Here is a 12,716-nt window from a genome sequence, read left to right on the forward strand (position 1 = left end):
GCCCGACAGTCTCTCCGGACCATTCCCCCATCGCCACAACACGAGTCTGGCCCCGCCGCTCACGCGGCGGGGCCAGAACCCAACATCTTCATCAGTCTTCTAGGGGCCGCTCAGGGACACTGCCAGCGGCTTTGAGACGGCCTTCCCGGGCCTTCTCGCCCCAGCATCACCGCAGGTCAGCGACTTGCGGGCGCTGTCAAGCCGGTGGCATCGCGGCTAGGTCGCACTGCTTCGCATCAGCCCGAACAGGCCACCCGCTGGGCCTGCTGCCAGGCGCAGACCGGGCAGAGCGTGCTGCCCGGGTGGTCGGCGGGCAGTTCGGTCGGCTCCCCGCACAGGACGCAGTCGGCCCGCGGCCCGGTCGACGCCGGATCGCGCGCCAGCGCCGCCTGCGCCCCGCCGTCGGGGGCGAACTCGCAGACCGCCGTGTCCTCGTTCCTCGCGCTGTCGCTCATGCCGCCTTCCTACTCCGCCCCCGGCCCCCGCCGCAAGGCGCCGCCGACCCGAGCCCGAACCGAGCGCCGGCCCGCCCTGACCCAGCCTGACCCGGTCCCCGCACTCCTCGATCAGGGCGGCGGCGCCGTCCAGGAGCGGGCGCAGCCCGAACCGGCCCGCCCCCGCCCGACCCGACCCAGCTCCCCCCGGACGACCCGCCGACGGCGGGCCCACGACGCCCGGCTACGGTGACCGCATGGCCACCGACCTCCAGCGGCGCCTGCTCGCCGCCCGCGCCAGCGCACCCTCCTACCCCGAGGTCGGCGCCACCCGCGGCGGCCCGCTGCCGGACGGCTACGCGCACCTGCGGCGGCGCGTGCACCTGGGCCGAGGGCCTCAGGTGCTGGCCCGGGCCGGGCGGTACGTACTCGGCTGGGGCAGCCAGCTGGGCACCGGTTTCGCCGTGTACCCGCACGCGCCGGCCGAGCCGGGGTCGACGGTGCTGCTGCGGCTGAGCCTGCCGGGCAGCCGGTGGCCCCGGCTGGTGATCCCGTGCCGGGTGGTGTGGACGGTCGAGGAGCCGGACCGGATCGGCTTCGCGTACGGCACGCTCCCCGGGCACCCGGAGTGCGGCGAGGAGGCGTTCCTGGTGTCCATGGACGCCGCCGGCGAGGTGTGGTTCGAGGTGTCGGCGTTCTCCCGGCTGACCGCCTGGTACGCGCGGCTGGGCCGGCCGGTCGCGCTGCTCTGCCAGTACCTGGCGATCGAGCGCTACCTGGCCGCGGTGGCCGCCGCCATGGCCGTGGCCGAGCCGGCCGGGCCCGCGGGCCCGGCCGATCCCGCCGTCGAGTAGCGCGTCGAGTCGGCCTAAGGAATGTCGGCCGAAGGAGTCCCGCCCGAGCGAGTCCCGGCCGCAGAAGTCGGGTCAGCCGAAGAAGGAGAGCCGCACCGTCCGGCGCGGATTGTCGCCGTTGGTGTCGATCAGCACCACGGACTGCCAGATGCCGAGCGCCAGCTGGCCGCCGATCACCGGCAGGGTGGCGTGCGGGGCGACCAGGCCGGGCACCACGTGGTCCCGCCCGTGGCCGGGGCTGCCGTGCCGGTGGCGCCAGCGGTCGTCGGCGGGGAGCAGTTCGCGCAGGGTGGCGAGGAAATCGTCGTCGCTGCCGGAGCCGGTCTCCAGCACCGCGATTCCGGCGGTGGCGTGCGGGACGAAGACGTTGAGCAGGCCGTCGCAGCCGGCGGCCCGCTCGGTGAGGAACGCGGCACAGCGGTCGGTGATGTCGAGCGCGACCTCTCGGCTGCCGGTGGTGATCTCGATGGTGGTGGTCTGGAAGAGGCCCTGGTGGGTGGAGTGGATGTTGTCCGCCATGGCGCCATCCTGACCCACCTCGACGGGCCTCGCGCAGCACCTCGCCGACTCCGCCTGTGGGGGCGGCGAGGTGCACTAGGCTGAAAGGTTTAGACCACATCGGCCCGGCCGGGGCATGCCCGGATCCGAGCACGCCGAAGACCCGACGGTCCGTGTGGTCCGCCGGGTCGGGGTCCCGATCCGCACCGGGTGGCCCGGGAGGCCCGGGCCGCGGAGCCGTAGGCCCCGGGCCGACGGGCGCTAGCCGCGCCCGCCGAAGAGGCTTCGCCGCAGCCGGCGCAGTGGCGTCAGCAGCGAGATCCGCGCGTGACGACGCTTGGCCGTCGGGGCGTCCGCGCCGCGCGGCGTCAGCTCCCTTATCAACCCGAGCGCCTCGGCGGTGTCCACCGCCGGGAGCGCGGGCGCGCCGAGCACGGCCAGGTGTCGGTCGATCCGACGGCCGGTCGTGCCGACACCGCACTGGATCGCCGGCACGCGGGGCCGAGTCCGCACTTGCATGTGTTCCATCAGTTTTCCCACCCCTACGAGGCGCCAGGGCCGTGAGGCGAAGACTATCCGCGATGGACGGCCTTCGCGCAACCGTCCTTGGTGTTGTGCCACCGTACCGTGCGGCGTCAACTGACGATGCACCAGGGGCCACCAGGGCGATCACGACTAGGCATCAATGATGGTGCACGACCGGCCATCTGTCAGCAGTACCCGGGGCACAGGTCCGGCGCCCGGCCGCACGGCGCACGCCGGGCGCACGCGACCCCGCACGCGTCCCTGCGGGCGGCCCGGCGGCCATGAGGGATGCCGCGGCGGATGCGGCGGTGAACACGACGCGGATACCGCAGTGGATATAGGGGACAGCCGGGGCCGTCGACAAAGCGACCGGTCGACACCTCCAGGCTTCATGAAGTGAACACATTCGAGGGATTGACTCCGGGGAATCCTCCAAGCAGTATCTGTGAGAACGCGTCCGCGCCCGCATCGCACCCGGGTGCGTGTTCGAGTGATGAAGAACTCCGGCTCCCGCGAGCCACTGCCCGGCCGCCTCGACGCTGCGGTGGCCAGGCTCGCGAGGTGCCCGGAAAGGCGGTCGGCCGTAGAGGGTCGGCCGGGCCGCCGCCAGGCTGCCGGTGCCGCCCCGTTCAGGGCCCGGCACCGGCGGTTCCGGGCCCAGCGGCGATCGTGGCCACGGTTCCACCGCGGCCGGTCAGCCCGGCCGGTCACCTCGGCCGATCACCCCGGTCGGACGTCCCCGCAGGTCGCACCCGGTCGATCGGTAGACTCGGCCAGCGTGCCCCTCCTCCTCAGCATCGTGCTCCCGGTCCACGGCGTGGAGCGGTTCCTGCCGCGCTGCCTCGACTCGATCCTCGGCGACACCCCCGCCACGGAGTCCCGTTTCGAGGTGATCGCGGTCGACGACCTCTCCCCCGACGGCTCCGGCGCGATCCTGGACGCCTACGCGGCCCGCGACCCCCGACTGCGGGTCCTGCACCTCACCGAGAACCAGGGCCTCGGCGGCGCCCGCACCGCCGCCCTGGCGCAGGTGCGCGGCGAGTACGTCTGGTTCGTGGACAGCGACGACTGGCTGCCCGAGCGGACGGTGGGCGCGATCCTGGACGAACTGGAGCAGGAGCGGGAGCGCGGGCCCGGGACGCCCGCCGACGTCCTGCTCACCGGCTTCACCCACGTCTACCCGGACGGCGAGACCGAGCCGAACCCCTGGCGCCACGTGCTGGCCGACTCCCCGCTGGTCGAGGGGTGCACGCTGGCCGAACACCCGGCGCTGTTCCAGACCGTGATGTCGGTCTGGAACAAGGTGTTCCGCCGCGCCTTCCTGGAGGGCCTCGGAGTCTCCTTCGGCCGCGGCTACTACGAGGACATCTCGGTCACCTACCCCGCGCTGCTGGCCGCCGAGCGGCTGCGCTACCTCGACCGCCCCTGCTACTTCTACCGGCGCGGCCGGGACGGCGCGATCACCGCCACCGCCTCTCCCAAGCACGCCGACGTGTTCGCCCAGTACGACGCGATCTTCGCCTTCCTGGACCGCCCGGACCGCCCCGGCCGACCCGTCCCCGACGCACTGCGCACCCTGGTCTTCGACCGGACCGTCCGGCAGGCGCTGAACGTCTACGACACCCCCGGGCTGGTCCCCGCCGACCGGCGCAAGGACTTCTTCCGCCAGATCGCCCGGCACTTCGCCCGGCACCGCCCGACCGGCTACCGCTACCCCGGCGGCGTGCGCGGCGTGCAGTACCGGCTGGCCGCGCGCGGCGCCCGGATCGCGTACGCGGAGCTGCGCCGCACCGGGCAGCTCCCGCGCGAACTCAAGCGCGGGGCAAGGGCGGTGGCCCCGGCCGTGAAGAAGGGCGTGCGCAGCGGCGCGCGGTTCACCGCGTACAACGCCTTCCGCCGGCTGCCGCTGGACGAGCACCTGGCGGTCTACGCGGCGTACTGGCACCGGGGTTACGCGTGCAGCCCGGCGGCGATCTACGAGAAGGCCAGGGAACTGGCGCCGCAGATCCGGGGCGTGTGGGTGGTGGAGAACCGCAGGCAGGCCGCGGCCATGCCGCCCGGCGTGCCGTACGTGATCGTCAACACCCCCGCCTACCTCAAGGCGATGGCGACCGCCAAGTACTTCGTCAACAACGTCAACTTCCCGCGCACGATGGCGAAGCGGGCGGGCACCGTGCACGTGCAGACCCAACACGGCACCCCGCTCAAGGCGATGGGCATGGACCTGCGCGAACGCCCCGAGGCCGCCGAGGGGATGGACTTCGAGCGGCTCCAGGAGGCCGTCGACCGCTGGGACTTCCTGGTCTCCTCCAACCCGCACACCAGCGAGCACTTCACCCGCGCCTTCCCCGGCCGGTACGAGATGCTGGACACCGGCTACCCGCGCAACGACCGGCTGGCCAACACCACACCGGACGAAGTGCGGGCCATGCGCGAGCGGTTCGGGCTGCGGCCGGACACCACGGCCGTGCTGTACGCCCCGACCCACCGCGGCGACCAGGGCGGCTACGTGCCGCTGCTGGACGTCCGGGAGCTGGCCCGGCGGCTGGGCCCTGACTTCACCCTGCTGGTGCGCACGCACTACTTCCACACTGGCGGCCCGGGCGACTTGGCGGCGGGCGAGGGTTCGGCCGCGATCGTCGACGTCTCGGCCCACCCGACCGTGGAGGACCTCTACCTCGCGGCGGACGCGCTGGTGACGGACTACTCGTCGATGATGTTCGACTACGCGGTGCTGGACCGGCCGGTCGTGATCTTCGCGCCGGACTGGGAGGAGTACCAGCGGGTGCGCGGCGTCTACTTCGACCTGTTCGAGCAGCCGCCGGGGGCCGTCACGGTGGACCCGGACGGGCTGGCGAAGGCGCTGCTGGCGGGCGATCCGGAGCCGGCCGCGCGGGCCCGCTTCCGGGCGCGGTTCTGCCCGTGGGACGACGGCGGTGCGGCGGAGCGGGTGGTGCGCCGGGTGTTCCCGGTGGAGTCCTGAGGCGCCCCGCGGCGCTCCCGGAGCCTTGAGGATCCGTGAGGAGCCGTGAGGCACCGGGCCCGGCGCCGCCGGTACGGCGACCGGACCCGTCGGCACGCTCAGCGCTGGCGGGCGGCCAGGAACTCGTCGAAGGTCAGGAAGCCCTGGTGACGGGTGTCCATGGCGTGGATCAGGGCCTCGGCCATCGACAGCGTCACGGCGTGGTCGCCCATCTCGTTCGCGACCAGCGCGTATTCGGCCGGAGTGATCTTGCCATCGCCGTTCTTGTCGAAACGGTCGAACATGGCCTTGATCGCCTCGGTGGTCTCCATCGTGCCCTCCTGGTACTGCGGGGTTGCGCTCTGTTCGGACGGGCGTACCCTACCCGGCCGTGGTGCGCGCCACGGTCGCCGGGAGTGGACGGCCGCGGGGGTGGTTGTCGTAGTCTGCGGATCTGATTGCAGGCCCGGGCTCCTCCCGGGCGATCGTTCGTCCAGGGAGGGACCATGCTCGATCTCGCCACCAGGCTGGTGCTGAAACCCGTCTCACGCGGCATCTGGCGGCCGACCATCGAGGGCATCGAGAACGTGCCGCGCAAGGGCGGGGTCATCCTGGCCAGCAACCACCTGTCCTTCATCGACAGCGTGGTGATCCCGCTCACCGCCCCGCGCCGGGTCCACTTCCTCGCCAAGGCCGAGTACTTCACCGGGACGGGGCTCAAGGGCCGGCTCTCCAAGGACTTCTTCGAGGCGATCGGCGCGGTGCCGGTCGAGCGCGGCACCTACCGTTCCGCTCAGGCCTCGCTGGAGTCTGCGCTGGAGATCCTGGAGGACGGCAAGGCCTTCGGCATCTACCCCGAGGGCACCCGGTCGCTGGACGGCCGGCTCTACCGGGGCAAGACGGGCGTCGCCTGGCTGGCGCTGACCGCGGGCGTGCCGGTGGTGCCGGTGGCGCTGGAGGGACCGGAGCAGATCCTGCCGGTGGGCAAGCGGGTGCCGCGGATCAAGAAGGTGACCGTCCGGTTCGGCGAGCCGCTGCACTTCGACGAGCTGCACGGGCAGGCCCGCTCGCTGAAGGCCCGTCGGCAGGTGACCGACGAGGTGATGGCGGCAATCCAGCGGCTCTCCGGCCAGGAGGTCGCGGAGCGCTACAACGAGGCGCCGAAGGCCGCGTAGGCCCCGGCCGCGCACCGCGCCACACCTCGCCGCGCCACATCACACCCGCCGCATCACGCCTCGCCGCGCCGCACCGGGGCGAGCCGTTCACACGTGTCCGAGCGCGGCCGCCTCCGGTACGACGGCGGCCGGCTCCGGCGCCTCCCGGCGCAGCAGTGCCGCGTAGCGCCCGTCCAGCTCCACCAGTTCCTCGTGGGTGCCGAGTTCGACCACCTCACCACGGTCGAGGACGGCGATCTGGTCGGCGGCCCGGACGGTGGAGAGCCGGTGCGCGATGGTGATGGTGGTGCGGCCGGCGGCCAGGGTGTCCACGGCCTGCTGGACGGCCTGTTCGGTGCGGTTGTCGAGCGCGCTGGTGGCCTCGTCGAGGATCAGCACCGGCGGGTTGCGCAGGATCGTCCGGGCGAGCGCGAGGCGCTGCTTCTCGCCGCCGGAGAAGCGGTAGCCGCGCTCGCCGACCAGGGTGTCGTAGCCGTCCGGCAGGGCGGCGATGGTCTCGTGGACCTGCGCGGCCCGGGCGGCTTCGACCAGTTCGGCGTCGGTGGCCTCCGGCTTGGCGAAGCGCAGGTTCTCGGCGACCGAGGCGTGGAAGAGGTAGGTCTCCTGGGAGACCACGCCGACCGCGCGGGCCAGCGTGTCGAAGGACAGTTCGCGCACGTCCACGCCGTCGATGGTGACCCGGCCGCCGGTGACGTCGTACAGCCGCGGGACGAGGTAGCTGAGCGTGGTCTTGCCGGAGCCCGTCTCACCGACCACGGCCAGTGAGCTCCCGGCCGGGACCTTGAGTTCGATCCCGGAGAGCGTCGGCCGTTCCTGCGCGGGGTCGTAGCGGAAGTCGACGTCCTCGAAGCGGACCTCGCCGCGGATGTCGGTCAGGTTCCGCGGCTTCGGCGGCTCGGCGATCTCCACCGGCAGGTCGAGGTACTCGAAGATGCGCTGGAAGAGCGCGAGCGAGGTCTGCACGTCCACGCCGGTGGAGAGCAGGCTGACGGTCGGGCGGAACAGGCCCTGCTGGAGGGTGACGAAGGCGACCAGGGTGCCGACCGAGACGATCGGTGCGCCGCCCGCCGCGGACAGCCCCGCCGCCCAGTAGATGACCGCGGGCATCGCGGCCATGACGATCTGGATGGTGTTCATCCGCCAGCGCCCGGCCATGCTGGCCCGCACTTCGAGGTCGGCCAGCTGGTCGGACTGCCCGGTGAACTCACGGGCGAGCGAGTCGGAGCGGCCCATCGTGCGGCCGAGCAGGATGCCGCTGACCGACAGCGACTCCTGGACCGCCGAACTCATCGCGGCCAGCTGCTTCTGCCGCTCGGTGGTGATCTTCTTGCGCTCGTTGCCGACCCGCCGGCTGATCCAGACGAACAGCGGGAGCAGCAGCAGCGAGACGACGGTGAGCCGCCAGTCGAGCGCGACCATGGCGACCACAGAGGCGATCACCGCGGTGAAGTTGGAGACCAGGCTGGTCGCGGTGGACGTCACGGTGGACTGCATGCCACCGATGTCGTTGGCGATCCGGGACTGCACCTCGCCGGTGCGGGTGCGGGTGAAGAAGGCCAGCGACTGCCGTTGCAGGTGGCTGTAGACGGCGGTGCGCAGGTCGTGCATGACGCGCTGGCCGACGGTGGTGGAGATCAGCGTCTGCAGGACGTTGAAGATGCTGTTCACCACGGCCGCGAGAACCATGCCGAGCGCGAGCAGGCTGAGCAGCCCGGTGCGGCCTTGCGGGATCGCGGTGTCCAGGACGGCCTTGAGCAGGAACGGCGAGGCCACCGACACCACGGCGGAGGCCGCCACCAGCAGCCCGACGACCGTGAGGCGGCCCGTGTACGGGCGGAAGAGGGCGAGGATGCGCCGCCACTGGGCCGGCGGGCGGGGCTCGCCCTGGGCGCGTTCGGGCGGGGTCCAGTTGATGGTGGTGGGTCTCAAGGGCAAACCTCCGTGGGTGGGGCGGTCGGACGGCCGCCAGCATAGCGAGAATAGCTCATAGTTAGACTAGCTAATAGTGAGGCTGGATCTATTCCCATGGCGACCGCTCCTCCGACCGCCCGACCGCTCGGCCACTCCGACCGCCCCGACCGCCCCGACCGCGTCAGTTCGTCCGGTAGCTGCGCGCCGCCTTCGAGGACAGGCCGCCCAGCCGACCGGAGGGCAACAGGCGGGCGAGGGCCACCACCGCCTTGTAGCGCTTGCCCGGCACGGACACCGACCGACCCCGGGCCAGGTCGCGCATCGCCTCCGCCACCACCCGCTCGGCCGAGAGCCAGGACCAGGCCGGGATGTTGCCGGTGCCCATGCCCGCCCGCTGGTGGAACTCGGTACGGGTGAAGCCCGGGCAGAGCGCCATCATCCGCACCCCGGTGCCGCCGAGGTCGCGCAGCACGCCCTGGGTGAAGCTCACCACCCACGCCTTGCTCGCCCCGTACGTACCGCGCGGCAGGAACGCCGCCACCGAGGCGACGTTCACGACCGCGCCGCGACCGCGCTCGCGCATCCCCGGCAGGGCCGCCGTGGTCAGCCGCAGGATCGCCTCGATGTGCACCTTCAGCATGTCCAGCTCGTCCTGGAGCGGGACGGTCCCGAACGCGCCCTTGTTGCCGAAACCGGCGTTGTTGACGAGCAGGTCCACCGGGCGGGCGGAGTCGGCGAGCCGGGCTTCGACGGCCGCGATGCCCTCGTCGGTGGCGAGGTCGGCGGTCAGCACCTCCACCTCGACTCCGTACTCGGCGTGCAGGTCGGCGCTCGCGCGCTCCAGGCGCTCGGTGTCCCGGGCCACCAGGACGAGCCGGTAGCCGCTGCGGGCGAGCCGGCGGGCGAACGCGGCTCCGATGCCGGCGGTCGCGCCGGTGATCAAGGCTGTGGTCATGCCCCCGACGGTACCGACTCACCGCGGCCGCGCCCACTCCGAACGGACTATCCCGGCCCGGCCGTCTGCGGATGCAGGTACCGGACCGCGCCCTCACCGTTCGGACGGGGGCATCCCCCGACCGGGTGGTGACGCTCGACTGAGGAGGCACTTCTGATGCTTACTCACTGCCGGACCCACCAGACCACGACCACGCCGACCGCGACGCGCGTCGAGACGGACACACTCGCGAGCCTGATGGTGGAGGACGAGGCCGTCGTGTCCGACGCGCCCACGTACTCGCCCGAAGCCCTCGGACTCCTGCTGCTGGCGCTGTTGCTGTCGCCGAAGCCGCCGAAGGAGAAGTCGACCCGCTAGCAGCCGGGCGACCCGATCACCGACCCGGTAGCCGGGCGGCCCGATCGCGGGACCGGTGCCGGGCGGCCCGATCGCGGGGCCGGTCCACCGACGTGGACCGGCCCACCCCTTCCCCGGCGCCTCGGCGGGCCTGACGAGGGCTCGTGAGCCCGTTCTCGTGAACCCGCGCCCGCGAGCCCACTCCCGCGAGGCCGCCCGCCGGGGGCTCCCCGACCAGGAGGAACACCACCGATGCCCTTCGCCGAGACGCCACTGCGCGACGAGTACGCCGCAGCCGTCGAACGGGTGGCGCGCCGGACCCTTGACGCCCTCCGGGGTGACGGGGGCGCAGCCGCGCTCGCGGACCCGGACGGCGCCGTACCGCGCCCGACCCTGGCCGCACTGCGGGTGCTCGGCGCAGACCTCTTCGCCCCGCAACTACTCACCGGGGCCGCGCCCGACGGGCCCACCGCCGTACTGCTGGCCGAGGCCCGGCAGGCCTTTCCGGCACCGGACCCGGCACCGGACTCGGCACTGGACTCGGCAGCGGTCTCGGCCGACGCCGCGCTGGTGATCGCATGGCAGGACTGGGCGGCCGGGCAGGTGCTCGCCCGCACGCCGTACGGAACCGGTGCCCCACCGCCCGTGCCGCCTCCGGGCCCGGAGGCCGTCGGCTGGCAAACCTGGTCGGTACGAATGGCGCAGCTGTCCGTCCTGGCACTGCCCGGGCTCGACGGCCCGGTGCACGACACCGCCCGCGCGCACACCCTGGCCCTTGCCCGCGGCACCGTCCGCTCCATGCTGCGTCGCGACCTCCCCACCGCCGCCCGGCTCGCCCGCTGGCTCGCCTGGGCCGGTGCCGAAGGCCGGCCGCTGCGGCTGGAGGTCGAGCCCGTCCTGGAACGCATCCGGCTGGCCGGTAACGGCAGCGCCCGCACCGGACTTGAGCTGGCCGTCGCCCGTCGGATGCTCGACCGTTCCTCCCGTCCGCCGACCGACCGACGGAGCCGGGTCCGATGACCGACACCCACGTCCTCGCCACCGCGCAGCGGCTCGCCTCCCGCGCGCTGGCCTGGCTGCACGCCTCCCACGCCGACGGCCTCGGCCGGATCCCGGACAACACCGTGGTCGACCTCTCCGACCCCGACGACGCCTACAAGCCGCTCGGCGAGATCGCGCTGGCCGCTTCGCTGATCCTGCGCGACGGCGTCACCGGGCCCACCGAGGCCCGCACCGCACGCGCGCTGCTCGACCACGCCTGGGGGCAACTGCGCGAGGGCGACATGCTGTACGAGCGGCAGCTGCGCCACTTCACCATGACCGACCCGCTGGAGACCTACGCCCACTTCGCCCGGGCCGGCTACCGCCACCCCGCGCTGGAGGAACTGCTCGATTCGCTCAGCCGGCTGCGGGCCGCGCACGCCGAGGAGATCCACCCCAACCGGCGCCTGGGGGTCGCCAACGCCCGACGGGTCGTCGGGCTCGCCCACCAGCCTGACTGGACCGCACTCGCCGCCGGTACCTGGCTGGGCGCCACGCCCGAACCGTGGGCCGTCAACTGGATGACCGGCTACGACATCACCCACACCGTCTTCCACCTCACGGACTGGGGCGCCCGCCCGGACGGCCTGCCGGAGCCGATGCGCGACCACGTGCGCGACTGGCTGCCGGCCTGGCTCGACGTCTGGCTGGAGATCGGCCAGTGGGATCTCGCCGCCGAACTCCTCGTGGTCGACGCCTGCATCGGCGAACCGGCCACCGGACGGCAGGGCTGGGACGCGCTGGCCGCCGCCCATCACGAGGACGGCCTGCTGTCGCGCGACACCGACCCGGTCGACGAGGACCGCGAGCGGGCGTTCCAGGACCACCAGCACACCGCCGTCGTCGCGGTGGTGGCCGGTGGCATCACGCTCGCCCGGGCACTCGGGGCCACCGCGGCGGTCGCGTGAACGGGCTGGGTCCGGCGGTCGCGGAGGCGGTGCGCGCGGCCGGACCGTACGCCACCGCCGTCACCGTGGCCGTCACGCGCGGGGACGCGGAGGAGGTGCGCTGCCACGGGCGGCTCGGGCACGGGCGGACGGCCGCGTGCTCGCCGGACACCGTCTTCGAACTCGGTTCGGTCAGCAAGACCTTCACCGCGCTGCTGCTGGCACAGATGGCCGCGCGCGGAGACGTCTCCCTGCACGACACGGTCGAACACCGCCTGCCGGACTGCTGGCGCCCGGTGACCGTCCGCTCCCCCGAGCCGATCCGGCTGCTGCACCTGGCCACCCACACCTCGGGCCTGCCCCGGCTGCCGCCCGGACTGGCCGCGCGCGCCGTGCCGACCTGGTTCAGCAATCCTTACGCCGCGTTCGGGGACGAGCAGTTGAGGGCCGGAGTGGCCCGAACCACCGTAGGTGCAGGCCCGGCAGCCGGTACCGGTACTCCAACTACGGCGTCGCGCTGCTCGGGCGGGCACTCGCCGAGACGGGCGGGTTGCCCTACGGGGAACTGCTCTCCGAACGGGTCCTCCGACCGCTGGGCCTCGGTGCCACCACCTGTACGGCGGACCCGCCGGGGCGGGCGGTCGGGTACCGGCGCGGACAGGAACTTCCGCCCTGGCACATCCCCGGACTGCCGGGGGCCGGCGCGCTCCGGGCGAGCGGGGCCGACCTGTTGCGCTACCTGAGGGCGCATCTCGACGGCGGCCACGGCGAGTTGGCGGCCGCGCTGCGCGAGGTCCAGCGGCCGCGGCTGCGGCTGCGGCTGCCGCGCTCGACGGACGAGCTGTGCCTGGTGTGGAACCACCGCCGCCCGGGCGGGCGCGACCTGTACTTCCACGCCGGGGCGACCCGGGGGTTCACCGCCTTCGTCGGGTTCTCGCCCCAGGCGTCGGCCGCGGTGGCGGCCCTGGCCAACACCGGGCCGTCGTTGGACGGACGGTTCCTACAGGCGGCGTACGAGGTGCTGCGGGCGGCTTAGGACCCGACCTGGGGGGTGCGGCGCTGCGGCCCAGGCGGCGGGCGGCGGGCTAACCCTCGCCATCGCCGGCAAGACCGGCGGCGGCTGCGGCATCGTCGGCAC

The 12,716-nt window shown here is 73.3% G+C and carries 13 protein-coding genes and 1 pseudogene; 8 read left to right on the top strand and 6 right to left on the bottom strand.

Translation table 11 applies throughout. The features are described from left to right. Positions 1-236 precede the first annotated feature (236 nt). Positions 237-455 (bottom strand): hypothetical protein, encoded by a 219-nt coding sequence (locus ACFVHI_RS36095; protein WP_380346235.1) that lies wholly within the window; start codon positions 453-455, stop codon positions 237-239. A gap of 236 nt (positions 456-691) precedes the next feature. On the opposite strand from ACFVHI_RS36095, the gene ACFVHI_RS36100 reads away from it, so the two are divergent. After that, positions 692-1,288 carry a DUF1990 family protein gene (locus ACFVHI_RS36100; protein WP_380346237.1) on the top strand — a complete coding sequence of 199 codons (597 nt, stop codon included), beginning with the start codon at positions 692-694 and terminating at the stop codon, positions 1,286-1,288. A 72-nt stretch (positions 1,289-1,360) separates the two neighbouring features. On the opposite strand, the gene ACFVHI_RS36105 is transcribed toward ACFVHI_RS36100, so the two are convergent. After that, positions 1,361-1,807: a YjbQ family protein gene (locus ACFVHI_RS36105; RefSeq protein WP_063349972.1), complete on the bottom strand. Its 447-nt coding sequence runs from the start codon at positions 1,805-1,807 to the stop codon at positions 1,361-1,363. A gap of 240 nt (positions 1,808-2,047) precedes the next feature. Beyond that, positions 2,048-2,314 carry a hypothetical protein gene (locus tag ACFVHI_RS36110; RefSeq protein ID WP_063349971.1) on the bottom strand — a complete coding sequence of 89 codons (267 nt, stop codon included), beginning with the start codon at positions 2,312-2,314 and terminating at the stop codon, positions 2,048-2,050. A gap of 775 nt (positions 2,315-3,089) precedes the next feature. Here ACFVHI_RS36110 and ACFVHI_RS36115 point away from each other — a divergent pair. Further along, positions 3,090-5,294 (top strand): CDP-glycerol glycerophosphotransferase family protein, encoded by a 2,205-nt coding sequence (locus ACFVHI_RS36115; RefSeq protein ID WP_380346239.1) that lies wholly within the window; start codon positions 3,090-3,092, stop codon positions 5,292-5,294. Positions 5,295-5,392: 98 nt separating this feature from the next. Here the strand turns inward: ACFVHI_RS36115 and ACFVHI_RS36120 are convergent, their stop codons facing one another. After that, the gene (locus ACFVHI_RS36120; RefSeq protein ID WP_063349969.1) at positions 5,393-5,605 is read right to left on the bottom strand and encodes an EF-hand domain-containing protein; all 213 of its coding nucleotides are present in this window, start codon (positions 5,603-5,605) and stop codon (positions 5,393-5,395) included. 174 nt (positions 5,606-5,779) lie between these two features. On the opposite strand from ACFVHI_RS36120, the gene ACFVHI_RS36125 reads away from it, so the two are divergent. Next, entirely contained in the window at positions 5,780-6,448 is a 669-nt protein-coding gene (locus ACFVHI_RS36125) for a 1-acyl-sn-glycerol-3-phosphate acyltransferase (protein WP_063349968.1), read from the top strand. An 87-nt stretch (positions 6,449-6,535) separates the two neighbouring features. Here ACFVHI_RS36125 and ACFVHI_RS36130 read toward each other — a convergent pair whose 3' ends face one another. After that, complete coding sequence (locus tag ACFVHI_RS36130) at positions 6,536-8,377, bottom strand: ABC transporter ATP-binding protein (protein WP_063349967.1); 1,842 nt, start codon at positions 8,375-8,377, stop codon at positions 6,536-6,538. A gap of 163 nt (positions 8,378-8,540) precedes the next feature. Beyond that, positions 8,541-9,314, bottom strand: a complete 774-nt coding sequence (locus ACFVHI_RS36135) for an SDR family oxidoreductase (protein WP_363367066.1) — start codon at positions 9,312-9,314, stop codon at positions 8,541-8,543. 156 nt (positions 9,315-9,470) lie between these two features. Between ACFVHI_RS36135 and ACFVHI_RS36140 the strand changes: the two genes are divergently transcribed. The 5 genes and pseudogenes from ACFVHI_RS36140 to ACFVHI_RS36160 all read left to right on the top strand — a co-directional run bounded on the left by ACFVHI_RS36140 (position 9,471) and on the right by ACFVHI_RS36160 (position 12,614). Beyond that, a complete protein-coding gene (locus tag ACFVHI_RS36140; protein WP_380346242.1) occupies positions 9,471-9,671 on the top strand; it encodes a hypothetical protein in 201 nt (66 codons plus the stop codon). Between the two features lie 231 nt (positions 9,672-9,902). After that, entirely contained in the window at positions 9,903-10,670 is a 768-nt protein-coding gene (locus tag ACFVHI_RS36145) for a hypothetical protein (RefSeq protein ID WP_380346244.1), read from the top strand. Further along, a complete protein-coding gene (locus tag ACFVHI_RS36150; RefSeq protein ID WP_380346245.1) occupies positions 10,667-11,599 on the top strand; it encodes a DUF6895 family protein in 933 nt (310 codons plus the stop codon). The genes ACFVHI_RS36145 and ACFVHI_RS36150 overlap by 4 nt, the downstream gene beginning before the upstream one ends. A gap of 95 nt (positions 11,600-11,694) precedes the next feature. Continuing rightward, a pseudogene (locus ACFVHI_RS36155) lies at positions 11,695-11,976 on the top strand (serine hydrolase domain-containing protein); the annotation flags it as partial. Positions 11,977-12,095: 119 nt separating this feature from the next. Next, positions 12,096-12,614 (top strand): serine hydrolase, encoded by a 519-nt coding sequence (locus ACFVHI_RS36160; RefSeq protein ID WP_380346247.1) that lies wholly within the window; start codon positions 12,096-12,098, stop codon positions 12,612-12,614. Positions 12,615-12,716 lie beyond the last annotated feature (102 nt).

Source organism: Kitasatospora sp. NPDC127121 (assembly GCF_042677305.1).
Classification (GTDB): domain Bacteria; phylum Actinomycetota; class Actinomycetes; order Streptomycetales; family Streptomycetaceae; genus Kitasatospora.

Coding starts and splice junctions, on each gene's coding strand:
- ACFVHI_RS36105 (WP_063349972.1), bottom strand. CDS start 1,807: ATGGCGGACAACATCCACTCCACCCACCAGGGCCTCTTCCAGACCACC.
- ACFVHI_RS36100 (WP_380346237.1), top strand. CDS start 692: ATGGCCACCGACCTCCAGCGGCGCCTGCTCGCCGCCCGCGCCAGCGCA.
- ACFVHI_RS36140 (WP_380346242.1), top strand. CDS start 9,471: ATGCTTACTCACTGCCGGACCCACCAGACCACGACCACGCCGACCGCG.
- ACFVHI_RS36145 (WP_380346244.1), top strand. CDS start 9,903: ATGCCCTTCGCCGAGACGCCACTGCGCGACGAGTACGCCGCAGCCGTC.
- ACFVHI_RS36095 (WP_380346235.1), bottom strand. CDS start 455: ATGAGCGACAGCGCGAGGAACGAGGACACGGCGGTCTGCGAGTTCGCC.
- ACFVHI_RS36125 (WP_063349968.1), top strand. CDS start 5,780: ATGCTCGATCTCGCCACCAGGCTGGTGCTGAAACCCGTCTCACGCGGC.
- ACFVHI_RS36135 (WP_363367066.1), bottom strand. CDS start 9,314: ATGACCACAGCCTTGATCACCGGCGCGACCGCCGGCATCGGAGCCGCG.
- ACFVHI_RS36120 (WP_063349969.1), bottom strand. CDS start 5,605: ATGGAGACCACCGAGGCGATCAAGGCCATGTTCGACCGTTTCGACAAG.
- ACFVHI_RS36110 (WP_063349971.1), bottom strand. CDS start 2,314: ATGGAACACATGCAAGTGCGGACTCGGCCCCGCGTGCCGGCGATCCAG.
- ACFVHI_RS36150 (WP_380346245.1), top strand. CDS start 10,667: ATGACCGACACCCACGTCCTCGCCACCGCGCAGCGGCTCGCCTCCCGC.